Source organism: Erwinia rhapontici (genome assembly GCF_012271765.1).
GTDB lineage: Bacteria > Pseudomonadota > Gammaproteobacteria > Enterobacterales > Enterobacteriaceae > Erwinia > Erwinia rhapontici.
Genome location: NZ_VRKO01000016.1, coordinates 78441 through 102673 on the forward strand (window position 1 = coordinate 78441; position 24233 = coordinate 102673).

At 51.6% G+C, this 24233-nt stretch carries 30 protein-coding genes and 1 pseudogene; 17 read left to right on the plus strand and 14 right to left on the minus strand.

The genetic code is table 11. The features are described from left to right. Positions 1–10 precede the first annotated feature (10 nt). Positions 11–427 (plus strand): hypothetical protein, encoded by a 417-nt coding sequence (locus FVB43_RS17180; protein ID WP_167864371.1) that lies wholly within the window; start codon positions 11–13, stop codon positions 425–427. 45 nt (positions 428–472) lie between these two features. Here FVB43_RS17180 and FVB43_RS17185 read toward each other — a convergent pair whose 3' ends face one another. Then, entirely contained in the window at positions 473–643 is a 171-nt protein-coding gene (locus tag FVB43_RS17185; protein WP_167864372.1) for a SymE family type I addiction module toxin, read from the minus strand. 138 nt (positions 644–781) lie between these two features. On the opposite strand from FVB43_RS17185, the gene FVB43_RS17190 reads away from it, so the two are divergent. The 5 genes from FVB43_RS17190 (at position 782) to FVB43_RS17210 (ending at position 4474) form a co-directional block, all read left to right on the plus strand. Beyond that, positions 782–1252: a hypothetical protein gene (locus FVB43_RS17190; RefSeq protein WP_167864338.1), complete on the plus strand. Its 471-nt coding sequence runs from the start codon at positions 782–784 to the stop codon at positions 1250–1252. Between the two features lie 198 nt (positions 1253–1450). Continuing rightward, positions 1451–1729 (plus strand): YrhB domain-containing protein, encoded by a 279-nt coding sequence (locus FVB43_RS17195; protein ID WP_167864373.1) that lies wholly within the window; start codon positions 1451–1453, stop codon positions 1727–1729. A 211-nt stretch (positions 1730–1940) separates the two neighbouring features. Continuing rightward, positions 1941–2180 carry a ParB N-terminal domain-containing protein gene (locus FVB43_RS17200; protein WP_167864374.1) on the plus strand — a complete coding sequence of 80 codons (240 nt, stop codon included), beginning with the start codon at positions 1941–1943 and terminating at the stop codon, positions 2178–2180. A 1-nt stretch (position 2181) separates the two neighbouring features. Next, the gene (locus FVB43_RS17205) at positions 2182–2559 is read left to right on the plus strand and encodes a DUF6896 domain-containing protein (protein ID WP_167864375.1); all 378 of its coding nucleotides are present in this window, start codon (positions 2182–2184) and stop codon (positions 2557–2559) included. A 565-nt stretch (positions 2560–3124) separates the two neighbouring features. Continuing rightward, entirely contained in the window at positions 3125–4474 is a 1350-nt protein-coding gene (locus tag FVB43_RS17210; RefSeq protein ID WP_167864376.1) for a carbohydrate porin, read from the plus strand. A gap of 42 nt (positions 4475–4516) precedes the next feature. Here FVB43_RS17210 and FVB43_RS17215 read toward each other — a convergent pair whose 3' ends face one another. Together FVB43_RS17215 and FVB43_RS17220 are read right to left on the minus strand one after the other, a co-directional pair. Continuing rightward, positions 4517–4879 (minus strand): NUDIX hydrolase, encoded by a 363-nt coding sequence (locus FVB43_RS17215; protein WP_133840928.1) that lies wholly within the window; start codon positions 4877–4879, stop codon positions 4517–4519. Between the two features lie 9 nt (positions 4880–4888). Next, on the minus strand, positions 4889–5473 hold the full coding sequence (locus FVB43_RS17220; protein WP_167864377.1) for an NUDIX hydrolase: 585 nt from the start codon (positions 5471–5473) through the stop codon (positions 4889–4891). A gap of 82 nt (positions 5474–5555) precedes the next feature. On the opposite strand from FVB43_RS17220, the gene FVB43_RS17225 reads away from it, so the two are divergent. Beyond that, entirely contained in the window at positions 5556–6305 is a 750-nt protein-coding gene (locus FVB43_RS17225; RefSeq protein WP_159337089.1) for a DeoR/GlpR family DNA-binding transcription regulator, read from the plus strand. An 8-nt stretch (positions 6306–6313) separates the two neighbouring features. Here the strand turns inward: FVB43_RS17225 and mdtG are convergent, their stop codons facing one another. Together mdtG and FVB43_RS17235 are read right to left on the minus strand one after the other, a co-directional pair. Then, complete coding sequence (gene mdtG, locus FVB43_RS17230) at positions 6314–7549, minus strand: multidrug efflux MFS transporter MdtG (RefSeq protein ID WP_167864378.1); 1236 nt, start codon at positions 7547–7549, stop codon at positions 6314–6316. A gap of 129 nt (positions 7550–7678) precedes the next feature. After that, complete coding sequence (locus FVB43_RS17235; RefSeq protein ID WP_133840924.1) at positions 7679–8608, minus strand: Kdo(2)-lipid IV(A) acyltransferase; 930 nt, start codon at positions 8606–8608, stop codon at positions 7679–7681. Between the two features lie 206 nt (positions 8609–8814). Here FVB43_RS17235 and trhO point away from each other — a divergent pair, with 206 nt between their 5' ends. Next, a complete protein-coding gene (gene trhO / locus FVB43_RS17240) occupies positions 8815–9867 on the plus strand; it encodes an oxygen-dependent tRNA uridine(34) hydroxylase TrhO (protein ID WP_167864379.1) in 1053 nt (350 codons plus the stop codon). A 54-nt stretch (positions 9868–9921) separates the two neighbouring features. On the opposite strand, the gene FVB43_RS17245 is transcribed toward trhO, so the two are convergent. Both FVB43_RS17245 and FVB43_RS17250 read right to left on the minus strand, forming a co-directional pair. Next, positions 9922–10497, minus strand: coding sequence for a YceI family protein (locus FVB43_RS17245; RefSeq protein WP_133840922.1), 576 nt, complete (start codon positions 10495–10497; stop codon positions 9922–9924). 21 nt (positions 10498–10518) lie between these two features. Continuing rightward, positions 10519–11073 (minus strand): cytochrome b, encoded by a 555-nt coding sequence (locus FVB43_RS17250; RefSeq protein ID WP_159337087.1) that lies wholly within the window; start codon positions 11071–11073, stop codon positions 10519–10521. 599 nt (positions 11074–11672) lie between these two features. On the opposite strand from FVB43_RS17250, the gene proP reads away from it, so the two are divergent. The 6 genes and pseudogenes from proP to FVB43_RS17270 all read left to right on the plus strand — a co-directional run bounded on the left by proP (position 11673) and on the right by FVB43_RS17270 (position 16506). Further along, on the plus strand, positions 11673–13151 hold the full coding sequence (gene proP / locus FVB43_RS17255; RefSeq protein WP_167864380.1) for a glycine betaine/L-proline transporter ProP: 1479 nt from the start codon (positions 11673–11675) through the stop codon (positions 13149–13151). A gap of 150 nt (positions 13152–13301) precedes the next feature. Next, positions 13302–13385, plus strand: a pseudogene (locus tag FVB43_RS24655) (PAAR domain-containing protein); the annotation flags it as partial. A 58-nt stretch (positions 13386–13443) separates the two neighbouring features. After that, positions 13444–13854 (plus strand): hypothetical protein, encoded by a 411-nt coding sequence (locus FVB43_RS24660; RefSeq protein ID WP_242462160.1) that lies wholly within the window; start codon positions 13444–13446, stop codon positions 13852–13854. A gap of 190 nt (positions 13855–14044) precedes the next feature. Next, positions 14045–15169: a phospholipase effector Tle1 domain-containing protein gene (locus tag FVB43_RS24665; protein WP_242462161.1), complete on the plus strand. Its 1125-nt coding sequence runs from the start codon at positions 14045–14047 to the stop codon at positions 15167–15169. Further along, a complete protein-coding gene (locus FVB43_RS17265; protein ID WP_167864381.1) occupies positions 15160–15819 on the plus strand; it encodes a DUF2931 family protein in 660 nt (219 codons plus the stop codon). The genes FVB43_RS24665 and FVB43_RS17265 overlap by 10 nt, the downstream gene beginning before the upstream one ends. 27 nt (positions 15820–15846) lie before the next feature. Continuing rightward, positions 15847–16506, plus strand: a complete 660-nt coding sequence (locus FVB43_RS17270) for a DUF2931 family protein (protein ID WP_167864382.1) — start codon at positions 15847–15849, stop codon at positions 16504–16506. A 115-nt stretch (positions 16507–16621) separates the two neighbouring features. Here the strand turns inward: FVB43_RS17270 and solA are convergent, their stop codons facing one another. The 7 genes from solA to grxB form a co-directional block, all read right to left on the minus strand. Continuing rightward, positions 16622–17737 carry an N-methyl-L-tryptophan oxidase gene (gene solA / locus FVB43_RS17275; protein WP_133842769.1) on the minus strand — a complete coding sequence of 372 codons (1116 nt, stop codon included), beginning with the start codon at positions 17735–17737 and terminating at the stop codon, positions 16622–16624. 106 nt (positions 17738–17843) lie between these two features. After that, on the minus strand, positions 17844–18098 hold the full coding sequence (bssS, locus tag FVB43_RS17280; RefSeq protein WP_133842771.1) for a biofilm formation regulator BssS: 255 nt from the start codon (positions 18096–18098) through the stop codon (positions 17844–17846). A gap of 236 nt (positions 18099–18334) precedes the next feature. After that, the gene (locus tag FVB43_RS17285; RefSeq protein WP_133842773.1) at positions 18335–18607 is read right to left on the minus strand and encodes a hypothetical protein; all 273 of its coding nucleotides are present in this window, start codon (positions 18605–18607) and stop codon (positions 18335–18337) included. Positions 18608–18789: 182 nt separating this feature from the next. After that, complete coding sequence (gene dinI, locus FVB43_RS17290) at positions 18790–19032, minus strand: DNA damage-inducible protein I (protein ID WP_133842775.1); 243 nt, start codon at positions 19030–19032, stop codon at positions 18790–18792. 89 nt (positions 19033–19121) lie between these two features. After that, positions 19122–20174 carry a dihydroorotase gene (gene pyrC / locus FVB43_RS17295; protein WP_133842777.1) on the minus strand — a complete coding sequence of 351 codons (1053 nt, stop codon included), beginning with the start codon at positions 20172–20174 and terminating at the stop codon, positions 19122–19124. A gap of 137 nt (positions 20175–20311) precedes the next feature. Next, positions 20312–20875, minus strand: coding sequence for a lipoprotein (locus FVB43_RS17300; protein ID WP_133842779.1), 564 nt, complete (start codon positions 20873–20875; stop codon positions 20312–20314). Between the two features lie 153 nt (positions 20876–21028). Continuing rightward, complete coding sequence (grxB, locus tag FVB43_RS17305) at positions 21029–21676, minus strand: glutaredoxin 2 (RefSeq protein ID WP_133842781.1); 648 nt, start codon at positions 21674–21676, stop codon at positions 21029–21031. Positions 21677–21938: 262 nt separating this feature from the next. Here grxB and rimJ point away from each other — a divergent pair, with 262 nt between their 5' ends. From rimJ to FVB43_RS17320, 3 genes are read left to right on the plus strand one after another with little or no spacing between them, the layout of a single operon-like run. Further along, positions 21939–22532 carry a ribosomal protein S5-alanine N-acetyltransferase gene (gene rimJ, locus FVB43_RS17310; protein WP_159337080.1) on the plus strand — a complete coding sequence of 198 codons (594 nt, stop codon included), beginning with the start codon at positions 21939–21941 and terminating at the stop codon, positions 22530–22532. A 10-nt stretch (positions 22533–22542) separates the two neighbouring features. After that, positions 22543–23193, plus strand: a complete 651-nt coding sequence (locus FVB43_RS17315; RefSeq protein WP_374760124.1) for a DUF480 domain-containing protein — start codon at positions 22543–22545, stop codon at positions 23191–23193. After that, positions 23190–24113 carry a Gfo/Idh/MocA family protein gene (locus FVB43_RS17320; protein WP_133842787.1) on the plus strand — a complete coding sequence of 308 codons (924 nt, stop codon included), beginning with the start codon at positions 23190–23192 and terminating at the stop codon, positions 24111–24113. Before FVB43_RS17315 ends, FVB43_RS17320 begins: the two co-directional genes overlap by 4 nt. The last annotated feature ends 120 nt before the right edge of the window (positions 24114–24233 follow it).

The window sequence follows — 24233 nt, forward strand, 5'->3', positions numbered from 1 at the left end:
GATATTAGATATGTATAATAAATTTGAAGTTTGTATATTTGATTTTAGTCACGAGAGTGAACCTGGTGATTATTGGTATGACTGTGCTATTGTAGAAGCAACTGAAATACTAAAGGAATTTAATGATGATGACTGGGAGGTGTTATTAAAACGGCTAGAGCTTAAATCGTTGTTTTGGAAAAAAAGACTTGTAGAATGTTTGGGTGACTTACACAACCCATATGAACTGGAGGTAATTTTACATCTTATTAATATAGATGATGAAGATCTGTTTGTTACATGTATTGATTCATTAAGATTTTTAAATTTATCAGTATTAAGTAAATCTAAAAAAGAGAAATTTTTATCTCTCGTAAAACCTCTATCAGAAAAAGCTTCCCCGCCAATAAAAAAAATATTAGAAGAATTTTTTAAAAAAAATAGCTAAATTAGTTAATCCCCACTTAGTCAGTGGGGAGCTCATTTTTAGCCGTCAGAACTTAATCTCAGTCTCAATTACCAACCATGCCCGTTCATTGGTGACGGTGGCCGACTGGCCGGTGGTGAAGCCCAGTTGATCCAGCCAGCGGCCCTTGATAAGAAACTGTGGATACGGGTTAGGCTGCCCGGGGTTAGGCACATAACCCACTGTATAATAACTCATTTGGGATTATTTAACCTAGATTGTGCTTGTAATGGGGTCGGACTTACAATTGCGCTTAGCCATAGTAGTGGAGAATAATGTACTGAGTGTGCAGGAAAACCAGGACTGTAGTGGCATACTGAATAAGTAGGATTTATTATGTCAAATGATGTTTGTGGATACTTAGAACCAGCCTTAGGCTTTAACGAAATGGTTTCATTGATGGAGTATATTGAAAATAGTCAACTTAATATTCGGCCAATCAAGGCCGGAGAGCTATTCAACTACCCATCGGAATTTTTTCCAAAAGATGCTTTTTTCCTATTCGATATTGCGGATTGCCATGGGGCAATTAATGCAACCTATTTAATTGACTATGATCAATATGATCCTGACTCGTCAGACATAGGTTTTCCTGGAGATCCCAAAGAACGATTAAATATTCTCCTGGATACGCTGGTCGATATGATAAAGCTAACCAATGCTGAAAAAATGGTGGTTGCAATGACGGAATGTAACCAAATCGAAACCATCAAAAAGATAACATTATCTGAGCTGTATGATGTCATTCATGCGGATTTTGAGAAATATCAGGCCCCTCCAGATACGCTTTATGAGATTACGGTTTAGTTCATGTTCTGCCGAACTCAAAATTTATTCGATGTGATTTTTAAATAGTCAATCACCCCGGCCCTTTAAGCCGGGATGAGCCTGTTCCAACCCCAGAACCTCGTGGACCTGATCTCTTCACTTTGTTCAGTACCGGCGTAAAGTGGGGTTTCCGGCCTTTCTTTCCCTGAACACATTCCAGTTATTGAGGACGAATTAATGGTTAGTTATGAAGAGGCTGTAGAAAAAGCGACAGAATATCTAAAAGATACTGATATTCCGGTTGTTATTACCCTGCATGGACGTTTTTCTGAAGGGTGGTTTTTTTGTTTTCAATCTCGAGAATACCTTGAAACTGGGGAGTTTTCTGCGCAGCTCGCAGGTAATTCGCCATTTATAGTTGATAAGGATACGGGTGATGTACATGAACTTGGAACTGCATATCCTATTGAAAAGTATTTACAAGATTATGAAGAAAAGAAAAATGCTCTGAGTTAGAAGGGCCCAAACATTCATGGACTAAACCTAAAAAGTTGGAACCCTGACTTTGTAAGGTGCAATCTGGTGACGTTGAAGTGGCGGCGCTGGGGCAGCAGGCATTGTTGGTGGAACCGGGAAGGTAAGAAATAAACCTGAGAGTAGTACTAATCAAGTCATTACTAAAAACATAGATCCAAATATTTTAATTAGCAGGCAGAATAAAAATTAAATGCCAGAATCCCAAGGAAAACGGCTTGTAAAAGATATGAAAAAAAATGGCTTTGATGTCAATGAACCTATTGATGCTGCTATTGTTAATGGTAAGGTGATTATTATTGATGGTCATCATAGAGCTGAAGCAGCAGCAAAGGCTGGAATTAAGGATGTACCAGTTAGAATACACGATGTCACTACGGCACAAGGTGATCAACTTTTACGTGAAGCTGCTGAAACAAGGGTAAGATATTGATATGTTGAGCGAAAAACAGGTTTTTGACTTTATCAGCCTTCAAGGGAAATTAATAAAAGCATTCTTTTTTACTTATTCAAACGTAAAGGATTTTGACTTGCTATTGGACTTCCCCAAGAAAGGAGTCGTCTGGCTTGATGATGAAGGTTGGTGTTTTGTTAAACATGGTAAAGGTATTCGGTTTTTAATAAAAAATGAAAAGAAAGAGAAGGTGGTTGATATTAATAATAATATTAAAAATACTAATGTCATAGATGTGTGGCGTTTATCTCAATATTTTTCATTGTGTGATGATTATGAAATAAAAAAACTATTAGAGGGTATGGTTATATCTGGGATTTTACAAAAAACATCAGAAAAACAATATGAATTAATATGAATCTGTAGTCAGATGTTCAGTGTATCGGCCCAGATGCCTTGAGATTATGGCGCAGCGGGTGCTACCAGGACATTTTCGCAGATCGTTTCGCGTCCGTTTCGACAGGAACTAAAGAGGCGAACCCGACACAAGGATGTCATGCATGGCGGTGTTAAAAACCCACAGCGAGTACGAATGTTTGAAGGGATGGTGCCGGTTTGAGGTAAGCCGGGCGTCACGCGGCAGGACGCCGCGTGCCGAGGCCCGCAGGGATGCATCTTTTGCCGATCCGGTGTGCTCAAACCGGCACCAGCCTTATGCACTGAACATTCAGCTAGAAATCATGTCCGGAGATACATCTGCGGGCGCTCCAGGTCCTCACATATCAGCAGTGCATTCATCAGAATGCACACAACTTCACCTCCCAGGAACTCCCTGACCGCCAGCATCGCGTGCTGTCGGCGGTTTTTCGCACGTTTTTAATGGGGTTCTATTTCTGAAATATGATGTATTAGCGCCGGGCAAATGAACTGCCCCAACTCTGGCGGTGTGCCAGGTTGTTCACCCCCTTTTCAGGATCAGTGATATGGATAAATCAGCCTTAACGTGCAGAGCGTCGCGCAAAACCGTTCTCACCCGTTTCTCCTGCAGTCTTCTCTTTCTTGCCGCGCCTGTGTTCGCGAATGATGCCCCTTTTGACCCGGATTCCCCGTGGCTGCTCGGTGACTGGGCGGGCTACCGCAAACATCTGGCGGATGAAGGCGTGGATTTCCAGGTGGACTATACCACGCAGTCGGCGGCCAACCTGGCCGGCGGCTACCGCACCAGCACCACGATGCGCTATGCCGATCAGTGGACGTTCGGCAGTAAGCTCGATCTGGATAAACTGATGAACTGGCAGGGCGGTCAGTTTCAGGTGACGCTGACCAACCGCAACGGGCAAAATCTTACGCCCTATATTAACGATCCGCGGACGGGTGGCCTGTCTAACGTACAGGGTATCTCGGCACGAGGTGATTATCTGCGCCTGACGCAGTTCTGGCTCAACCAGTCGCTGTTTGATAACTGGCTGGAGGTGAAACTGGGCCGTGTCACCACCAACGAAGATTTCGATACGGCCAGCGTCGGAATGTTCCAGAACTGGGCGATGGGCGGCGGCCAGCCGGGCCACTGGCGTAACGACCGCTGGTTTAACGCCCCGGTATCGCAGTGGGGAGGGCGGTTCAAACTCAATCTGCCCGAAGACGTTTATTTCCAGGTCGGGGTCTATAACCAGAACCGTGCCAACTACACGAAAGCGAACGGATTTCGTTTTGATATGGGCCACGGCGAAGGAAACCTGATCCCGGTTGAACTGGGCTGGAAGCCGCAGCTGGGGCAGGACAAACTTCAGGGTAATTATCGGCTGGGGATGTTCTACAGTTCCACCGAGGGCGGGGATTTTCACTCGTTTAAGGATGGGGAGTATCAGCATAACCGACGTGCTTACGGCGGCTATCTATTGGCCGAACAGCAGTTGTTCGCGATGGACGGTGATAACAAGCGTGGTCTGAGCGTGAGTTTCCAGTATGTGATGAACGACCATCGTACGGCGAAGATGGACAATTATCAGTCGCTGGCACTGGCGTGGAAAGGGCCCTTTGATGCCCGTCCCGCCGATGAGATCGGCATCGGCATGGCGCGTATCCATGTTAACAGCGACTACACAAAGATGCGTGAGGGGCAGAACGCCGCAAACGGCGTGAGCGATTATCGCAATCCTGCTTATCTGCCGCTGCAACAGGGCGCGGAATGGAACTATGAACTGTATTACAACGCGAAGGCTACCCGCTGGCTGAATATACGTCCCAACCTGCAAGTTGTGACTAAACCGGGCGGGGTGCGTCAGGTTCAGGATGCGTTAATTGGTGGCCTGGCCGCCGATATCAGTTTCTGATTAGCCGGGGGTGGCGTTTGTTTCAATGCCACCCCGGCACGATTAAACCTGTGCAATCTCATCCAGATGCTGATAAATCGTCAGCCCCAGCTCATGGCCAATGCGTACGTCGTTATCGGCTCCGCGTGACTCACCCGGTAAACGCAGAATGGCATCACAGTGGCCAATAAGTCGGTGTGCGACCGGATATAAATACGCTTCACTGATCGCATCGCCAATCTTCTGCGACCCGGCAATCCGCGCCAGCGGAAATGCCAGCCACTCGCCAATCAGCGGAATATGCCCTTTCTGGTAAATGGCTAAGGCTGCCTGTTCCATACGTTCAAGGTTGGCATGGATTAAGTCTTCACGGTCGCCTGTGCCGCTGCGTACCGGGCCTGCCACTAAAATTTGCAGTGATTTCATAATGATTTCCTAAAAAATGGGGTTAAGGGCCAGGTGCTGGATCAGCATGATGGTTTTGGCATCCATAATTTCGCCGCTGCGCACGGCGTCCAGTGCGCGGGAAAAGGGCCACTCCAGTACTTCGATATCTTCCCCTTCCTCCGCGACGCCACCGCCGCTTCCCTGACGATCGTCATCAGAATATTCGGCGATAAAGAAGAACAGTTTTTCTGTCACTGAACCGGGGCTCATATAGGATTCGAACACCTTTTCGATGTGCGTGATGCGAAAGCCAGTTTCTTCTTCGGCTTCGGCAATAATACGCGCTTCCGGCGAGGCGTTATCCAGCAGGCCTGCGGTGGCTTCAATCAGAAAACCGTGATGGCCGTTGACGAAAATGGGGAAGCGAAACTGCCGCGTCAGTACCACGGTTTTTCGGGCTTTGTGGTACAACAGCACCACGGCGCCGTTACCGCGATCGTAGGATTCCCGGCTTTGCTCCTGCCAGCTGCCGTCGCGGCGCAGCAGTTCAAAGGTGTATTTTTTCAGGGTGTACCAGTTATCCGACAGCAGCTGCTCGCGGATGTTGCGTACGCGTTCCTGCATGTTTTGCATGTTTATGCCCTTATTGTGGTGACAGAAAACACGCTAACATGCATAATCGTGCAATATCAAGATCAATCGTGAAGGGGGAACCGTGCTTTCCAGTCAGCGTAAACAGCAGATCCTGGCCATGCTCGATCGCGAAAAGCAGGTGCTTTCGCGTGAACTGAGCCAGTATTTTTCCGTATCAGAAGACTCTATTCGTCGGGATTTGAGAGAGTTAGCGGCAGAAGGGTTGCTGCAACGCGTTCACGGCGGTGCGCTGCCGGTGTCTGCCGCGATTGCCCCCTTCGAAACGAGAAAAAGCGTGCAGATGGCGTCCAAACGTCGGGTGGCGGAGAAAGCGGCCGCATTGATCCAGCCCGGTCAGGTGGTGATGATCGACGGTGGCACGACCACGGCTGAGATGATCACGTTGCTGCCGAGGGATCGGGCTTTTACCGTGGTCACGCACAGTCCGGGCGTTGCGGTCGGGCTGGTGGATTATCCGTTGATTGAGGTGATTATCATTGGCGGGCAACTCTACAAGCATTCGGTGGTGACGGTCGGTGCGGCGATGATGGAAGGGATACGCCGCATCAATGCCGATCTGTTTTTTATGGGGGTGACCGGGGTACACAAAAGCGCCGGGCTGACCACGGGAAACTATGAAGAGGCCTGCGTAAAACGGGCGCTGGCAGAGCGGGCCGCGGAAACCGTGGTGCTGGTGTCACAGGAAAAACTGAACTCTGCCTCCGCCTTTGCCATCGGCGATCTCTCGCTGGCCAGCACGCTGGTGGTGGATGCGTGGCCCGACGAAGAGATGTGCCAGCTGCTGGAAAAACTGCACATCGCACTGGTTTGAGGATGACGTTACTCTTCCCGTACCACCATCATTTCGGTACGGCCGCGCAGGGTGATCCAGGTATACAGCACGTTAAACAGCACAATGCAGGCGGTGACGATAAACACCGCCCGAAAACCAAAGTGGGCTGAGACGGTCGCACCCATCAGCGGCCCGGTGACGTTGCCAATATCGCGGAATGACTGGTTGTAGCTGAACACGCGCCCGGCCACCTGGTTGCTGGCGTTATAAATCAGCAGAGACTGTACGGCGGGAAGCAGTGCGCCATCGGCGGCGCCGAGCAGGAAACGCAGAATCCCCAGCTGCCACGCATTCTGCACAAACGCCATCGGGATCAGCAACAGTACGGACAGCATCAGCATGGTGATCAAAATGCGCTCAGGGCCGATGCGGTCGCCCAGTTTGCCGAGCCGGGGCGCGCTCATTAGCGCCGCGACGCCCGGCACCGAGGCGATCATCCCGCTGATAAAGGCCAGGTTAGAGACATGTCCCGCCAGCTCACGCACATACAGTGTGAGGATCGGCGCAATGGAGCCGGTGGCGACCTGAATAATCAGCGTGGTGACAAATAACGCCAGCACCAGGCGCGGGTTTTTCAGCGAGCTCAGCACCTGGCGGGCGTGCAGCATGTCTTTTTTCTGCACCGGAATAAAACTTTCGCGTACGCAGAACAGCGTCATCATAAAGCAGGTAAACAGCACGCCTGCCGTGATAAAGAACACCGGGCGCAGACCAAAGCTGTCGGCCAGCAGGCCGCCAATCAGCGGGCCAATCAGTGCGCCACTGACCGCACCGGTGGAGAGCCAGCCCAGCGCCCAGCCGGTTTTACCGCGCGGGACCTGGGTAGCGATCAGCGCATTGGCATTAGGAACAAATCCCCCCAGCAAACCGAGCAGGGCACGCAGCGCCAGAAATTGCCAGATAGAGGTTGCCATCCCCATCAACATCATCACTATGGCCATCCCGAGTGCCGAACGCAGCAGCATGATTTTTCGTCCTTTGCGGTCGGCCAGTCCGCCCCAGAAGGGGGAGGCAATCGCGGAAAAAAGGAACGTAATGCTGAAGACCAGTCCTGACCAGAGATTCAGTGCCTGTGGATCGGTGATGCCCAGTTGCTCCACGTAGAGCGGCAGAAAGGGCATCACCAGGCTGAATCCTGCTCCCGTCAGAAAACAGCCTATCCAGGTCACGAACAGATTTCTTTGCCAGTTGATGGCGGCAGCGGGGGTAGCGGGCGTGGACATAAAATAAAGGGTCACCTTTTGAACTATTAGCTCACCAAGTATACGCGTTTATCCTGCTGCTAACCGACGTGCGATCAAAAAAAATGAAAAACTGTTTCAAATACTGGAACAGGCCGGATCGGCGACCCGTTAGTTGTCGTAAAAAGAGGGTTGCCCTTCAGGACGGGTCTTAAAGCGGCGATGCAGCCACATATACTGTTCGGGGGCCATTAAGACGGCGTGCTCAATAATCTGGTTCATATGTATGGCAGTGGTGCGTTCATCGTCCAGCGGAATGGCGGAGGTCTGCTCTGGCAGGATCACCATTTCATAGCCTTTGCCAGAAGGCAGACGTCGTGGAACAAAAGGGATCACCGCCGGGTTGCCGCTGCGGATCAGCAGGTAACTTCCCTTGGTGGTGGCGGCCTCGTCTACGGCGAACAGCGGCACGAACACACTGCTTTTGGGACCGTAGTCATGGTCAGGAGCATACCAGATGATATCGCCGTTCTTCAGGGCGCGGATCATCCCTTTCAGGTCTTTACGGTCAAGCATGCTTTTATTGGAACGCATCCGTCCCCAGGTCTGTAACCAGTCGATCAGGGGGTTATCATTGGGCCGATAAACGCCAATTCCCGGATTATAAATGCCAAAAATGCGCGCACCCAGCTCCAGCGTCAGAAAGTGCAGGCCAATCAGCAGCACGCCTTTTCCATCCGTTTTCGCCTTCTGGATGTGCTCCAGCCCGCTAACGCTGAACCATTTTTTGATGCGCCAGTCGGGCCAGAACCAGGCCATGCCAGTTTCGATCAGACCCATGCCCAGTGACTCAAAGTTACAGATGACCAGCGCTTCGCGTTCGGCATTCGGCATCTGCGGGAAGCACAGTTCAAGGTTACGTCTGGCAATGGTCACCCGGGATTTCAGGAAGCGCATTGAGACTCTTCCCAGGCCACAACCAATGAAGTACAGCACCGGGTAGGGCAACAAAACCAGCAAATACAGCAGGATAATCCCTGACCAGGTAAACCAATAACGGGGATGCAGCAATGTGCGATTGAAGTGGGGAAGCTGTGTCATGAGTGTCCGGATCGCAAGTAAATTAGAGTAATTATGAATAGGTATAAAAGTTTAATTATGGCTAATTGTGCGATTTACAACGAGATATTTTACATTATCTGTAGATTGCTGTGATGAAAAAGGGCTGTGACTAAGGACAATCCACCATGCCTCAGGTATGATAGCGCCGCAAATTTTTCCTCTCTTTGAATGCAGGAACGTACACCATGCCAGTGTTACATAACCTTGTTTCCAATGAAGAGCTGAAGGCGCGCATGTTGGCCGAAACCGAACCGCGTACCACAGTCTCTTTTTATAAGTACTTCACTATTGACGATCCGCGCGCGTTCCGCGACGCCCTGTATGTCACCCTGACAAAGCTGAAAGTGTTTGGCCGCGTTTATGTGGCGGCAGAAGGCATTAACGCGCAGGTCAGCGTCCCGGCCAGCCAGTATGAGCAGATGAAAGCCGCGCTGTACGGCTTCCACCCGGCGCTGAACGATCTGCGAATGAACATTGCGCTGGACGACGACGGTAAATCTTTCTGGGTGCTGCGCCTGAAAGTGCGCGAGCGCATTGTCGCTGATGGCATCACGGATGACAGTTTTGATGCCAGCGATGTCGGTGCTTATCTGAAAGCCGCCGAAGTGAATGCGATGCTGGACGATCCACAGGCAGTATTTGTCGATATGCGTAACCACTATGAGTACGAAGTGGGGCATTTTGACAACGCGCTGGAAATTCCGGCGGACACCTTCCGTGATCAGCTGCCGATGGCGGTGGACATGTTGCAGCAGGACAAAGACAAAAAAATTGTCATGTACTGCACCGGCGGCATCCGCTGTGAGAAAGCCAGTGCCTGGATGCGTCACAACGGCTATGAAAATGTGTACCACATTGAAGGCGGGATTATCGAATATGCCCGTCGTGCCCGTGAACAGGGGTTACCGGTGCGTTTTAAAGGCAAAAATTTTGTCTTTGATGAACGTATGGGGGAGCGAATTTCCGAGGATGTTATTGCGAACTGCCACCAGTGCGGTGAGCCTTGTGATACCCACGTCAACTGCCTGAACGATGGCTGCCATCTGCTGTTTATTCAGTGTCCGAGCTGCGCTGAGAAGTTTAATCACTGCTGTAGCCCAATCTGTATGGAAGAGCTGGCGTTATCGCCGGAAGAGCAGCGTGCCCGCCGTGCGGGTCGTGAGAACGGTAATAAGATTTTCAACAAGTCCCGTGGCCTGTTGAGTACCACGATGCACATCCCTTCGCCTGAAGAGTAACCGGGTGTATCGACCTCTCACCGGGCGATGTTCCGGTGAGAGGCCAGTCTGGCGTTACTGACGCACGCCTTCGACAGAAATAATCAGCTCAACGTCCTGCGATGCCGGGCCTAAATCGGATTTAACATTGAAATCTTTCAGGGCAATGGTCCCGGTGGCTTCAAAGCCTGCACGGTAGCCGCCCCATGGATCTTTCCCTTCGCCGGTCAGCTTCGCAGCCAGTTTCACCGGTTTGGTCACGCCGTTCAGTGTCAGATTACCGTTCACGGCCAGGCCTTCACCCTGTTTCTCTACGCCCGTTGAAACGAACGTTGCCTGCGGGAATTTGCTGGCATTCAGGAAGTCAGCGCTGCGCAGGTGTTTATCGCGTTCGGCGTGGTTGGTGTCCACGCTGCCGGTATTAATGGTGACATTGACTTTGTCTTTCGCCGGATCGGCCTCATCAAAGGTAAAGCTACCATCGAAATCTTTAAACGTACCGTACAGCCAGCTGTAGCCCAGATGCTTGATGCGGAACTGGACAAAGGCATGCTGTCCTTCTTTATCAATTTTATAATCTGCGGCGCTGGCGGTGCCTGCGGTCATCAGCAGTGCGGCAGTCGTTAAACCCAGAATACTTTTCTTCAGCATGGTGTTCTCCATTCCTGTTAGTTAGTCGATGCGGTGACCCAGCATCCTTTTCAACGTAATATCGCGATCGATAAAGTGGTGTTTCAGTGCGGCCAGCGCGTGCAGCCCGGAGAGGATCACCACGCTCCATGCCAGCCAGAGATGGATATCACCGGCCAGGTCGGCCTGTTCACCCAGCCCGGAGAAGAGCGCGGGCACCGGCAGCACGCCAAAGACATCAATAGGTTTACCTTCGGCAGTTGAGATCAGATAGCCACTGACTAAAATGGCAAACAGAATGCCGTAAAGCAGAAGATGGGCGGCGACGGCGCTGTAACGCACCAGCGGCGTATAACTGCTGAGAGGTTTAGGGGGCGGCGAAACAAAACGCCACACCACGCGCACCAGCATCACAACAAACAGCACCATACCGATACTTTTGTGCAACTCCGGCGCTTTGTGATACCAGGTATCATAATAGCCCTGGGTGACCATCCACAGACCAAGTGCAAACATACCGTAAACGGTACCCGCCACCAGCCAGTGCATAGCAATACTCAGTGAGCCATAACGCAACACGCTATTTTTCAATTGCATTGAGAGACCCGTTTGTCAGAATTTTCAATAAGACTGACCAGATGTAAGGGCAAAATCAACAAATAATTTTACTGGTTTTAAAATTCACTCATAGCGTGAAATATTTTGAACAAAATATTGAATCATGCGCAGTAATTCAGAAGGCATAGAGGGGGGGCGGCTCTGTCTGGCTTATTGTTGGCGCTTTGACGGCAGTTTGATGAAAGTATGATGTTCTGATTTTTTGCTGTTTAATTAAGGTAATGTCAATTTTTTGTCACGTTATGTCAATATCAGGCAGGGTTTAATCGTTATGAAAATTAATGCATTGCCAGAGGTAATTATCCCCTATTTGAAGCGATCATCTCACCCAAAGTCACAGGGGGAGTGCCTGTGATTGAAATTTATCATTAAGCCAGTGAATATCGCTCTTAACTTGAATTTTTGCGAGATATTGTCTACCGTAAAGACGTGTCAGTAACGTTCACTATAAAATTTACCGTTAATTACCATTCTTAATTTGCTGCGTTATAGCTTTCTTCCTCTTCACTATTTTCCATTTTATGTCAGGCGACGAAAGCTATGAGGCTGCTCATTGATAGTCACACCGGGAGCATACAATGGGTCACACATCAGAGGGGCAACAGCCCCGAAAAAAACATTTCTGGAATAAAGATAAGTCCGCTAAACCGGCGTTGAGTGTCGACGATATTACCATTGTCGATAAATCGATGCTGAAGCGGGCAGTCGGGGCTGCGGCTCTTGGCAATGCCATGGAGTGGTTCGACTTTGGGGTATACAGCTTTCTGGCTGTGACCATCGGTAAGGTCTTTTTCCCTGGCGGTAGCCCGGCGGCACAGCTGCTGGCGACGTTTGGTGCCTTTGCCGCCGCGTTTCTGGTGCGTCCGATCGGTGGGCTGGTGTTTGGTCCGCTGGGCGATCGTATTGGCCGCCAGAAGGTGCTGGCCCTGACGATGATCATGATGTCGATCGGTACCTTCTGTATTGGCCTGATCCCCGGTTATCACACCATTGGTATTATGGCTCCGGTGCTGCTGCTGCTGGCGCGTCTGTTGCAGGGATTCTCGACGGGCGGTGAATATGGCGGAGCGGCAACGTTTATTGCCGAGTATTCTACCGATAAGCAGCGTGGGTTTATGGGGAGCTGGCTGGAGTTTGGTACGCTCGGCGGCTACCTGTTGGGCGCAGGTCTGGTGACCGGACTGACCGCGGCAATGCCGGAACAGGCGCTCCTGGACTGGGGATGGCGTATTCCCTTCTTTATTGCTGCGCCCCTGGGGCTGTTTGGCCTGTATATCCGCCTTAAGCTGGAAGAGACGCCGGCTTTCCAGAAGCATATGGAGAAACAGGAGCAGCTGGAACATAGCAAACCCCGCCTTAACCTGTGGCAGATGTTGAAAAAGTATCGCGCGGCGATGCTGAAGTGTATTGGGCTGGTGCTGCTGTTTAACGTCTCGAACTATATGATGACGTCTTACATGCCGAGCTACCTGACCGGGATCCTCGGCCTGAGTGAGCTGAGTTCGTTGCTGCTGATTATGGTGGTGATGTTCGTCATGATGCCGCTGACGCTGTTCTGGGGGCACTGGAACGATCGTCTGGGCCGCCGTCCAGTGATCTGGGGCGGGGCAGTCGCGCTGATCCTGCTGGCGGTGCCGTGCATGATGCTGATCGGCACCGGAAACCTGTGGCTGGTGTTCCTCGGCCTGATGATCCTGGGCGTGATTCACACCTGTTTCAGCGGGTCGATGCCTGCCACCTTACCGGCGCTGTTTTCCACCGATATTCGTTACAGTGCGCTTGCGATAGGTTTTAACCTGTCGGTGTCGCTGTTTGGCGGCACCACACCGCTGATCACCACCTGGCTGGTGGAGAAAACCGGTAACTTACTGATGCCTGCTTACTATCTGATGGGCGCGGGGATTATCGGGGTGATCACGGTCTTCACCCTGCGTGAAACGGCACGCAAGCCACTACGAGGATCGGCGCCGTCGGTTGGCAGCCGTGCAGAAGCGCAGCGTCTGGTGGATAAACTGCGTTTGCGCGGGAAGAAAACCTCTGCGGCTACAGAGAAGTAAATTCCTCATCTGAAAATACACAAACTCAGATAATAAATCGTAAAAATACGGGGACCGGGTTACCGGTTCGCGTATTTTTTTTATGAAAATTTCTGGTTAAGTTGTCCTTCGCACATTTTATGTTCAACGTAAACGGGCTAAGGACAGCATATGGCAAAGGGCTATTTTCTTCGCGTGGGCGATAAAACCAGCTGCGGTGGGGAAGTACTGAGCGGTCACTCGACCGTCTTTCTGCGTGGCGCGGAGCTTCCGCGGGAGGGCAGTCTGGTCTCCTGCGGTAAGGAACCCCGGTATGACGTACAGCATCATCAGCGGGCCGGGCAAAATCAGGGTGGGCGGGATGCCGCTGGCCGGTACGCTCGACAGCGTCAGTTCCTGCCCCTGCGGGGCCACGTTTATTTCCTCGATTCCTGACGGTTACGGCAAAGAACCCGCCAGCGTAACGCAGCGCAAGCCAGAGCCGATTGAACTCTCCCTGTTCGCCCCCTCTCAGGCAGACGTACCGCAACAACACGCCCAGTCCGCGAAGATAAAGCGGCGCGAAATCACGCTGACGATCGGGGTGTTTTTTGATGGGACGGGGAATAATGCGGATAACAGTGCTGACCGTCAGAATGCCTGTGCAGGCGAGCATTATGGCATGAGTGACGGGGATGCCGAATCTACGTTATCTCAGTGCATAAAGGCTGAAACGGAGTCATAGCGGTATTGCCGCAGGAAGTTATCTTGGTTATTACACCAATGTGTATTGGCTGAATAGGTTGTATAAGGAAAATATAGCAGCTGATACAGGTTATGGACAAAATGCCATTTATATTGAAGGGATTGGTACAGAAAGCGGGCAGGGAGACAGTTCTTACGGTATGGGAACGGGCAGGGGGAATACCGGCATAGTGAGTAAAACGGATAAAGCCGTCGCCGCGCTGGTTGCTGCTATTAAAAGCTATTTAAATAAGCCCTCCCAATCCAGCATTGGCATCGTCAGGGAGTTACAGTTTGATATCTTCGGTTTTAGCCGGGGGGCAGCGGCGGCACGGCATTTTTCCAACCGGGTGTTCGAGCAGGATGATGCCATTGTGGCAGCGATTAAAGCCGGATTAGGTGAGGTTAAGTTCAATGGCACGCCCGGCGGCAAAACCCGCTTCCTGGGGATATTCGATACCGTTGCGGGGATTGGTTCGCCGGTGAATGGCTTTAACCCGCACAGTGCGGATACCGGAGAGGTGAATATTGTGCTGCGCCCCGGCGTGGCGGAGAAGGTGTTCCATATCACCGCACAGCATGAGTGCCGCTTTAACTTTGCGCTGAACAGCGTAAAACCTGCGTGGCCGGAGCTGGTGTTGCCCGGGGCGCACTCGGATATTGGCGGCGGGTATAATCCTGACGAGCACGAAGCCTGTTTCCTCACCCGCCCACAGTTTGAAACCGTACCGGCTTCGACTTCCGATAAGGAAACCGCAACATATCGTCTTGCCGGGGCACAGTTTGGGATCATGACGCGTTATCCGGCCATAGCGCCGCTGCTTGAGGGTAACGTGATTAAACTCAGAGCCTGGCATGACGACCGAATGCCCACCGACCGATATGGTATGCTGCAAAAACGCAGTGCTGCTGCGCTAATTCTTGAGCGCCCCACGCGCAATGACTGGTCAAAAGTGGTACTGCGGGTGATGATTGATGCCGCGCAGGATGCGGGAGTGGTGTTCGAGCCCATACTGCCTAAAGATGACAACCTTTCATTACCGACCGAACTAAAAGTGTTGTATAAAAAAGCCATTGTGATGGGCCGCGCCGTCCGCAATGGTCAATCGGTCAGCGAGTTTACCACCGCGGAAATTACTGCGCTGGCGGGAAAATACCTTCACTGCTCAGCCAACTGGAACAGCGTGATACGGGACAGTCAGGGAAGGATCACCGGGGCGGTGAAGCCTGCGAAGCTGGTGACCTTTACCAACCGGCCGGATGAACGCTGGCAACGGACGATTTACGATATGGACGGGAACAGAATATGGAAATAAAACAGATCGCTGTGCTGCTTTCACTACTGACGTTGACGGCCTGCCAGGGGGCAGACCAGGCCAACAAGACGACTCAAGACCCGGAGCCTACAGAGTGGAAATTTAACTTTTTTACACCCAAAGCGTTGCCTGCCCTGGTGACGTTTGTCGTAGTCCAGGATGCCGCCGGTACGGTTTACCAGTTTAATACGCTTAACAGCACCCCAGATATGGATGATGTTATCGATGAGTGGAACGACAGTTCGCGGGCACCAGGTGGACACTGGAATCACGTTGAAAAACCTCCTAAGCATATGATTTTTTGCTGGGATTCGGTGATTGATAAAAAGGTCTATGAAACCCATCTGACTTTTCCCTGGGATGTGGTGGATAAAATGCGTAAACCCAGCGTATACAAGGATTATCTTGGCAAGGCTGCGTATTACGACAGCGTACAGATGGGGTTAGCCCCCGGAGGAAAGGTGGCCGTCTGGGTAAATGGTATCCGTTTCGAACATAACTACCGTATAACGCCGTCAGTGCTGAAGACGTTATCCGGGGATAAATTAGATATTTGCAAAGGGATAACTAATTTTTCAAACGGTTATGAATACGGAGAAAATACAAAAGAATTTATTAAGGACAAAGTGTATCCGTATGGTGTCTGGTAATTTTTAGCGCAAGGACGGGAACAGAATATGGAAATAAAACGTATCGCTGTGCTGCTTTCACTACTGACGTTGACGGCCTGCCAGGGGGCAGGACAACCCAACAAGGCGACTCAAAACACGGAACCAACGGAGTGGAAATTTAATTTTTTCACGCCTAGAGCACTGCCTGCACGAGTAACGTTCGTCGCCATCCTTGATATGGGCGGTATTGATTATCGTTTTAATACTCTCGACAGTACCAAAGCGCTGTATGACGTGACGGATGAGTGGAACGACAGTGCGCGTGCACTTTACGGGTACTGGAATCATGTACAGCATCCTCCCCGGCATATTTTATTCTGTTGGGACTCGGTGATTGATAAAAAGGTGTATGAAACTCATCTGACATTGTCCGATGAGATAGTGGATAAAATGCGTAAGCCCAGCACACATAAAGACTATCAGGGAAAGACCCGGTATCACGACAGTATCCAGATAGGGCTGGCCCCTGAAGGAAAAATCGCGGTCTGGATTAATGGCATAGGATTTGAGCCTAATTATCGTGTCACCCCGTCCGTCCTGAAAACGCTCTCCGGGAATAAGTTAGATATTTGCAAAGGGATAACTAATTTTTCAAACGGTTATGAATACGGAGAAAATACAAAAGAATTTATTAAGGACAAAGTCTATCCGTATGGTGTCTGGTAGTTTTTAGAACAGAGATGGGAACAGACGTCGCTATTCTGACGGCCTGCCAGGGGGCAGGCCAGTCCAGTAAGACGACTAAAACACGCAACCCAAAGCATGGGCCTTGAATCCGTGACTACTGAAAGCGCTTCAGCGCGAACGGCGTTAAATCAAAGTCGCTGCTTTTCCCCTGGGCGAACTGGGTGGCAATTTCTCCCAGTACGCTGGCGAATTTAAAACCGTGGCCGCTTAAACCGGTAATCAGCATGCGGTTCGGCTCACCGGGGAAGGTATCAATAATAAAGTCTTCATCCGCGGTGTTGTCATAGGTGCAGGCTTCCCCGCGCAGGCATACGCCAACGCCCGGCAGGAAAGTGCGCATAAAGTTAAACAGCTCACTGCCGTCTTCCGCTACGCTGCCAAAAGGTTTACGTCCATCCGGCGTATCAATGGGCTGCCCACCTTCGTGTTTACCGATTTTGATGGCGTTGTTATCGGCGGGGAAACCATAGTAGTGGATGCCGTCCGGCATCTCGACGGTAAACGCCGGGAACTTATTGTCCTCGCTGTAGCGACCGTCGGCCTGATGCCACGCAAACACTTTTCGTACCGGGGTGACCGGCAGGGAAGGGTAAAGGGTTTTCACCCAGGTTCCGGCGCTGATCAGCAGTTTGCGCGCACGGTAAACGCCGTCCGAGGTGGTGACCGCTTGCAGGCCGTCCTCGGTTGCAATTTGTGTGACGCCGCAGTTGAAAAGCTGGGCGCAGCCGGCATCCTTCGCCATGCGGATCCAGCTCTTAACGGCAACCTCTGATTTCAGGTAGCCCGACTGTGGTTCAAACACGCCGATATAACCGTCCGGTACGTTGATCTGCGGCCAGCGCTGACGGATCTCTGCTTCGTTCAGGATCTGTACGTTTAATGCAAACTGTTCTGCGCTCTGGATAACATTCTGAATAAATTCGGAGCGGTGTGGGGCAAGATTCAGTACGCCGCTGCGCTGCATGACGCGCTCGCCGCTCTGTTGTTCCAGTTGATCCCACAGCTGTTGGGCGCGCAGAACCATTGGGACATAGCGAGCACCTTCACCGTAGGCATGGCGGATAAGGCGGCTTTCACCATGATGGCTGCCTTCCCTGTGTGGCGGATGATGACGGTCAATCATCAGTACTTTCAGACCCGCCTGCGTGGCATACCAGCCGGTGGCAGCACCGACGGAGCCACTGCCCACCACAATTAAATCGTAAACCATCAGTATCAGCCTCTGTTAATCAAGCAATTGAAGCAGAATAGCAAATATGGCAGACATGAAAAAGGCACCCTGTTGGGTGCCCTGGGAAACAAGATTCAGTTGCAGATTAGTGCTTCTTGTAATCACGGTCCTGGTATTCGGTGGCTTCTATTTTGGCAATGCCAGCTTCAAGAATGGAAATAAATTGCCTTGCAACATCAGTTGTCAGCCAGTAGGTCTGACCAACTTCAGCATCTTCTGCCGGTTGATGATCGGAAGAGAGCGAGTGCAGACGGATCATCATGGCATCATAGCTGTCTACGGTACTGATATCCCATCCGATGAGGGGATGTGTCTGGATGACCTCTTTGTTTCTGTCCATTATAACCCCCTATTACTCGTGAAAGATGACAACGAAGTGTTTTATCGAGGTTCAATGCGGCTTTTTTTCTTAGAGCTTTCTAATTATAACAGGAGTTTTTTTGTTCGCAGACTTAAATTTCGTTCTGAGTAAAAATCAGGCGCTATTCGCACGCTAATTAAGCATCGCAGGGTGGAAAATAATCACCCTGCTGATGAATGGCAGCATTATTTCAGGTGTGATAATACAGGTTATATTTAAGACACATCCGGTATTATCGGTAACACACCCAGGCGTTTTTCCAGTTCCCCGGCCAGACGGATGAAATGCTGCTGGAGCTGTTCATCGTAGTTCTGGTTCTGTCCTTCAAGTTTTAAACTGTGTATTAACAGTTGGTTAGCTTTGTCATCAAGACAGAAAGAGAGGGTGGAAAAGGCATTTTCTAATACTGTCAGACGGCGTTGCTGTTCACCAATCATCGCCAGCAGTTCGCCAAACGTCATTGCCTCATCTGGATTATCGGCAGCCATAGGAAAAACCTCAGTAATAAATGTCAGCCTCAGAATAGGATATTCTACCCGAGCCGTCTATCTGCGTTCAGCGGTAAGACGCGCACATAAAAAAGCCGGATGGCGTATCCGGCAAAAACGGCACAATCATTATGGAATCGAGTGGGAATAGCGGTATTGCCTGACATCACAACCGCATTAACTCAGGCGATAAACCAGTCGTCAGCGCTTTCCCAGGTTTCCTGTAAAATATCGGTGATCTGATCTTTGGCTTCTTTTCCGCCGCCCATCACCGTCAGATTATTGGCTCCGGCATAGCGTACCGATATGGTATTGGTGCCATCTGGAAACTGTTTGTCGATTCGCTTGCTGAGTTCCTGCGTCAGCGCATCAATAGCGCCTGCAGGCAGGGACGTGGTTTTTGCTACAGTGACTTCAATACGCATGATAGCCTCCGGTTGAATTACTGTGAATATATACAGTAATTCAACCGTGCGCAATCATTATCGCGCATTGCCCAAGGGAGGGCGCGCGATTAAATGTCGACCTTCCAGTTGAGGGTTTCACCCGCCAGGAACGGCACCAGGGTGTGGCCGTCGCGGCCAACGGAGACGGATTCCGCCACGGTCCAGGGCTCACGAACCAGTGTCACGGTGCCTTGATTCAGCGGCAGGCCGTAGAAACGTGGGCCATTTTCGGAGCAGAAGGCTTCAAAGTGGGCCAGGGCGCCAATCTCTTCGAATACCGTGGCATAGGCGGAGAGCATTGAGGGGGCGTTAAATACCCCGGCACAGCCGCAGCTGGTTTCTTTACGATCGCGGGTATGCGGCGCCGTATCGGTGCCCAGGAAGAATCGGTCGTGACCGCTTGCCACCGCGTCACGCAGTGCCTGCTGGTGAATGTTGCGCTTCAGGATGGGCAGGCAGTAGAGATGCGGGCGAATACCGCCCACCAGCATATGGTTGCGGTTAAACATCAGATGCTGAGGGGTGATGGTGGCACCAAGGAAACGATTGCCTTCCAGCACATACGCGGCCGCTTCTTTGGTGGTGATGTGTTCACACACCACTTTCAGCTCCGGAAATTGCAGGCGCAGCGGGTGCAGCACAGTCTCAATAAAACGCGCTTCACGGTCAAAAATATCGATATGCGCATCGGTGACTTCACCGTGGATCAGCAGCGGCATGCCAATTTTCTGCATACGCTCCAGCACCGGGGCAATGGACGCAATGCTGGTCACGCCGTGCGCAGAGTTGGTGGTGGCGTGCGCTGGATAGAGTTTTGCGGCGGTAAACACGCCTTCAGTGAAGCCGGTTTCGATCTCATCCGGGTCCAGACCGTCGGTAAGATAGCAGGTCATCAGCGGGGTAAAATGATGCCCGGCAGGAACGGCAGCAAGAATGCGGTCACGGTAGGCACGGGCGGCAGCAACGCTGCTGACGGGTGGCACCAGGTTTGGCATAACAATGGCGCGTCCACACACCTCACTGGTAAACGGCACGACCGCCTCCAGCATATCACCATCACGCAGGTGGATGTGCCAGTCGTCAGGGCGGCGAATAATCAATTGCTGAGGTTGTGTGGTCATGCGATGTGCTCCGGCAGAGTGGGAAAAGGGCAGGTTTTGGCCGGGTACAAAGGATAGGGATAAAACGGGGGGAATGCACCAGGTTTATGCGCGCCGGGATAAAAAACGGTACGGGCAGACCGTACCGCCTTGTTCTGTCAGTCAGTAAACGGGATCACCAGTTCACCAGGTTTTACTTCCAGCCCTTTCGCAAAGCGTTTCGCCAGCGATTCCGCTTTGCTGCGGTCTGTGCTTAATACATAAGCCGGTTTCTGATTGAAGTAATTCTTCAGCGACTCGTTAAGATATGGTGTCAGCGTTTTCAATACGCCTGCCATTTTCTCCGGCTGCACTGTCACATCAACCAGTTCCATATCTTTCAGATAGATCGCGCCTTCCTGCTGATTAAACACGGGCTGTGCTTTCATCTTTAACATCATTTCTGCCTGCTGCGGGCCAAACAGGGAACTGATGTTGACGTTAGCTTTGCCGGTCAGGGTGATTTTGTTTGGTTCTTCACGGCCAATCTGACTGCTAAGATCGCTCAGAGTAATATGCGCATCGGCCAGCCCGGAGACACCAATATTCTTCTCGTAGTTGTTATGTTTCACCAGCGCCTGGTTAACTTCCTGCTCGCTGATGCTGTACTGGGCAATATCATTACAGCCGCTGACCAAACCCGCTAACAGTAAAGCGCTAAGGCCAAAAAGTATTTTTTTCATGATGTTCCTCTGTTTTCAATCACCGGTCGATCCTACCGGTGCAGGGGGATAGCATGCACCACTCGCGCCTGCCCGTCACCAGGACAACGCTGAGAGAAACCGGGAAAAATGACAACGGAATGTGTCGGGCCACCGTTTGGCGGCCCGGACAGGTCAGGAAGCGGAAGAGGAGAGCAGGGTGATCTGGGTCTGTTTTGCCATATTGTCACGGTAATCCGCCACGCGGGTTGGGTATTCCACCCCGGCCACCAGCGTCAGGGAACGCAGCAGCGGGAACAGGTGGATATCGTCCAGCGACAATTCACCGCTCACGGCATTCGGTTTAACAATCAACTTGTCGAGTTTACGCAGGTCATCATTGATGTTTTTAATCCAGCCTGCTGAATGTTCTCTCAGCTCAGCGAAATCACCGGCAACGGCCTGTTTTTTGTTTTTAAAATAGCTGCGTGCTTCCGGGGTCGCGAACTCGGCAAACGGGGCTTCTGCTACGCGCGGATACAGCAGTTTATTCACATAAGTGTGGACATGTCGCAGCCAGTCGCTGATCGCCGGATTGGTTTTACCGGTCAGCAGGGGATCATGATCCACCCGATCAATGTACTGCACGATATCCAGACTTTCCGGCATGCAGCTACCGTCTTCTTTCATCAGAATCGGGGCCATTTTCTGGCCGATCAGACGGTTTGGCGTGGCTTCGTCATCGTTCATCATCACCACCAGTTCAACCGGAATATTTTTCAGGCCGAAGATCATGCGGGCTTTCACGCAGAACGGGCAGTGGTCATAAATATAGAGTTTCAAGCGGTTCCCCTTAAATTGGGATAAATGATGAGCACTCATCAACTATCTGAATGTACAAAGGAAGTATGGAAGAGAACCCGCCATAGGGCAAACCTGTCCCTGACATTCGTTGTTTTCTCCACAATTTTACGAATTTTTAATCGGCAGTGTTTTACCGGGGATTCGGATGGCGGTTATAGTAAAGCGATGGGGATAACGTGCTTTTTCGCCGATAAATCCCCCCCCGCAAACTTACACCCGGCCAGGGATTTCAGGAGAGAAGATGTTTGGCTACCGTACTGCTGCGCCGAAAGTGCGCCTGACGACCGATCGACTGGTGGTTCGTCTTGTCAATGAGCGTGATGCCTGGCGACTGGCTGACTACTATGCGGAAAATCGCGCGTTCCTGAAACCCTGGGAACCCGTGCGTGATGAAAGTCACTGTTATCCCTCCGGCTGGCAGGCGCGGCTCGGGCTGATTGCAGAAATGCAGAAGCAGGGCAGCGCATTCTATTTCGCAGTGATGGACCCGGAGGAAAATGAAGTGCGCGGTGTGGCCAACTTCAGCAACATTTTGCACGGGTCATTTCATGCCTGCTACCTCGGTTATTCGCTGGGGGAAAAATGGCAGGGGCAGGGGATGATGTTTGAGGCGTTGCAAAGCGTAATTCGTTATATGCAGCGGCAGCAGCGCATTCACCGTATTATGGCCAACTACATGCCACATAATCACCGTAGCGGCGGTTTACTGGCGCGCCTCGGCTTTGAAAAAGAGGGCTACGCCAAAGATTACCTTCTGATTGACGGGCGCTGGCAGGACCATGTTCTGACGGCGCTGACCTCCCACGAATGGACGCCGGACCGGCGCGGAGTGTAACCCCCAGATGATCAAAACCCCTTTTACCGCCGTTGAAGCGCGCGTCATCGGCAGCCTGTTGGAAAAACAGGTCACTACTCCGGATCAGTATCCGATGTCGCTTAACGGCGTCGTGACCGCCTGTAACCAGAAGTCCAACCGTGAGCCGGTGATGTCGCTGACCGATAGCGATGTACAGAACACCCTCGATTTGCTGGTGAAAAAACACCAACTGACGGCGTTGAACGGTTTTGGCAGCCGGGTAGTGAAGTATGAACAGCGTTTTTGTAACTCTGAGTTTGGTCAGTTGAAGTTTACTGCTGCCGAAGTGGCGGTGATCACAACACTGCTGCTGCGTGGCGCACAGACGCCGGGTGAGTTGCGCACCCGCACTACGCGTATGCATGATTTTGCCGATATATCCGAAGTGGAACAGACGCTGGAGCGGCTGGCACAGCGCGAATCCGGCGCACTGGTGGTGCGTCTGGCACGTGAACCGGGTAAACGCGAAAGCCGCTTTATGCATCTGTTTAGCGGTGATGTGGATGAAGGTTCACTGGCTGCCAGCCCTGTTAATGACCATGACAGCGGGCTGGAAGCGCGGGTGGCCTCCCTTGAACAACAGGTTGTGGCACTGCAACAGCAGCTTGCCCGGCTACTGGCCGTACAGGAGGCAGAATGAGTGCATTAAAAGTGGGGATCGTCGGTTTGGGCGGCATTGCGCAAAAAGCCTGGTTGCCGGTGCTGACGAAGACAGATGGCTGGCAGATTGCTGGCGCGTTCTCACCGAATCAGGAAAAGGCGCGCCCGGTCTGCGATAGCTATCGCATTCCCTTACTCAGCTCCCTTGACGATCTGGCGGCGGCCAGCGATGCCGTGTTTGTCCACAGCACCACTGCCAGCCACTATGCGATCGTCGATCGGCTGTTACGCGCCGGGGTGGATGTCTGCGTTGATAAACCTCTGGCGGCTACGCTGAGTGAGGCGGAGCGGCTGGTGGACCTGGCCGATAAGCGCGGACGCAAACTGATGGTGGCCTTTAACCGCCGTTTTGCACCACGCTACCTTCAGTTGAAGTCAGCGCTGTTGCAACCGGCGACGATACGTATGGATAAACACCGCAGTGATAGCGTGGGGCCACAGGATCTGTTTTTCACCTTGCTGGATGACTATTTGCATGTGGTCGACAGCGTGCTGTGGCTGGGTGGCGGGGAAGGAAAGTTGTTGAGTGGCACGTTGCAGACCAACGACAGTGGGCAGATGCTGTATGCCGAACACCACTTTAACGTGGCGGGTGTTCAGGTCACGACCAGTATGCATCGTCGTGCTGGCAGCCAGATGGAACGCGTGATGGCGGTGGACGAGGGGGCGGTCTATCAGGTCAGCGATATGCGTGACTGGCAGCAGGAGAAAGCAGGGCAGATCAGTATTGACCCCATCCCCGGCTGGCAGAGCACGCTGGAGCAGCGTGGTTTTGTCGGCGCAGCGCATCATTTTATCCGCTGCGTGGAAAATCAGACAATGCCGCAAATCAGCGGCGAGCAGGCGCTGCTGGCCCAGCGTATGGTCGAAAAATTATGGCGTGATGCCGAGCGGGAATAGGTTTACAACACAAACCCCGTAACAATCCACTGTGGTTATTTCCTTTCACTTCAGTAGACTATCCGCACCTTAAATGGCCCGAAGATCATCGGGCTGTGATTGTCGCAAGCCGGTCTTCCC

Coding starts and splice junctions, on each gene's coding strand:
- FVB43_RS17185 (WP_167864372.1), bottom strand. CDS start 643: ATGAGTTATTATACAGTGGGTTATGTGCCTAACCCCGGGCAGCCTAAC.
- proP (WP_167864380.1), top strand. CDS start 11,673: ATGGGTCACACATCAGAGGGGCAACAGCCCCGAAAAAAACATTTCTGG.
- FVB43_RS17180 (WP_167864371.1), top strand. CDS start 11: ATGTATAATAAATTTGAAGTTTGTATATTTGATTTTAGTCACGAGAGT.
- pyrC (WP_133842777.1), bottom strand. CDS start 20,174: ATGACCACACAACCTCAGCAATTGATTATTCGCCGCCCTGACGACTGG.
- FVB43_RS17265 (WP_167864381.1), top strand. CDS start 15,160: ATGGAAATAAAACAGATCGCTGTGCTGCTTTCACTACTGACGTTGACG.
- FVB43_RS17200 (WP_167864374.1), top strand. CDS start 1,941: ATGCCAGAATCCCAAGGAAAACGGCTTGTAAAAGATATGAAAAAAAAT.
- mdtG (WP_167864378.1), bottom strand. CDS start 7,549: ATGTCCACGCCCGCTACCCCCGCTGCCGCCATCAACTGGCAAAGAAAT.
- FVB43_RS17270 (WP_167864382.1), top strand. CDS start 15,847: ATGGAAATAAAACGTATCGCTGTGCTGCTTTCACTACTGACGTTGACG.
- FVB43_RS17250 (WP_159337087.1), bottom strand. CDS start 11,073: ATGCAATTGAAAAATAGCGTGTTGCGTTATGGCTCACTGAGTATTGCT.
- FVB43_RS17320 (WP_133842787.1), top strand. CDS start 23,190: ATGAGTGCATTAAAAGTGGGGATCGTCGGTTTGGGCGGCATTGCGCAA.
- FVB43_RS17285 (WP_133842773.1), bottom strand. CDS start 18,607: ATGGCTGCCGATAATCCAGATGAGGCAATGACGTTTGGCGAACTGCTG.
- FVB43_RS17190 (WP_167864338.1), top strand. CDS start 782: ATGTCAAATGATGTTTGTGGATACTTAGAACCAGCCTTAGGCTTTAAC.
- rimJ (WP_159337080.1), top strand. CDS start 21,939: ATGTTTGGCTACCGTACTGCTGCGCCGAAAGTGCGCCTGACGACCGAT.
- solA (WP_133842769.1), bottom strand. CDS start 17,737: ATGGTTTACGATTTAATTGTGGTGGGCAGTGGCTCCGTCGGTGCTGCC.
- FVB43_RS24660 (WP_242462160.1), top strand. CDS start 13,444: ATGACGTACAGCATCATCAGCGGGCCGGGCAAAATCAGGGTGGGCGGG.
- FVB43_RS17195 (WP_167864373.1), top strand. CDS start 1,451: ATGGTTAGTTATGAAGAGGCTGTAGAAAAAGCGACAGAATATCTAAAA.
- FVB43_RS17300 (WP_133842779.1), bottom strand. CDS start 20,875: ATGAAAAAAATACTTTTTGGCCTTAGCGCTTTACTGTTAGCGGGTTTG.
- FVB43_RS17220 (WP_167864377.1), bottom strand. CDS start 5,473: ATGCAAAACATGCAGGAACGCGTACGCAACATCCGCGAGCAGCTGCTG.
- dinI (WP_133842775.1), bottom strand. CDS start 19,032: ATGCGTATTGAAGTCACTGTAGCAAAAACCACGTCCCTGCCTGCAGGC.
- FVB43_RS17235 (WP_133840924.1), bottom strand. CDS start 8,608: ATGACACAGCTTCCCCACTTCAATCGCACATTGCTGCATCCCCGTTAT.
- FVB43_RS17245 (WP_133840922.1), bottom strand. CDS start 10,497: ATGCTGAAGAAAAGTATTCTGGGTTTAACGACTGCCGCACTGCTGATG.
- FVB43_RS17210 (WP_167864376.1), top strand. CDS start 3,125: ATGGATAAATCAGCCTTAACGTGCAGAGCGTCGCGCAAAACCGTTCTC.
- FVB43_RS17215 (WP_133840928.1), bottom strand. CDS start 4,879: ATGAAATCACTGCAAATTTTAGTGGCAGGCCCGGTACGCAGCGGCACA.
- trhO (WP_167864379.1), top strand. CDS start 8,815: ATGCCAGTGTTACATAACCTTGTTTCCAATGAAGAGCTGAAGGCGCGC.
- FVB43_RS17205 (WP_167864375.1), top strand. CDS start 2,182: ATGTTGAGCGAAAAACAGGTTTTTGACTTTATCAGCCTTCAAGGGAAA.
- bssS (WP_133842771.1), bottom strand. CDS start 18,098: ATGGACAGAAACAAAGAGGTCATCCAGACACATCCCCTCATCGGATGG.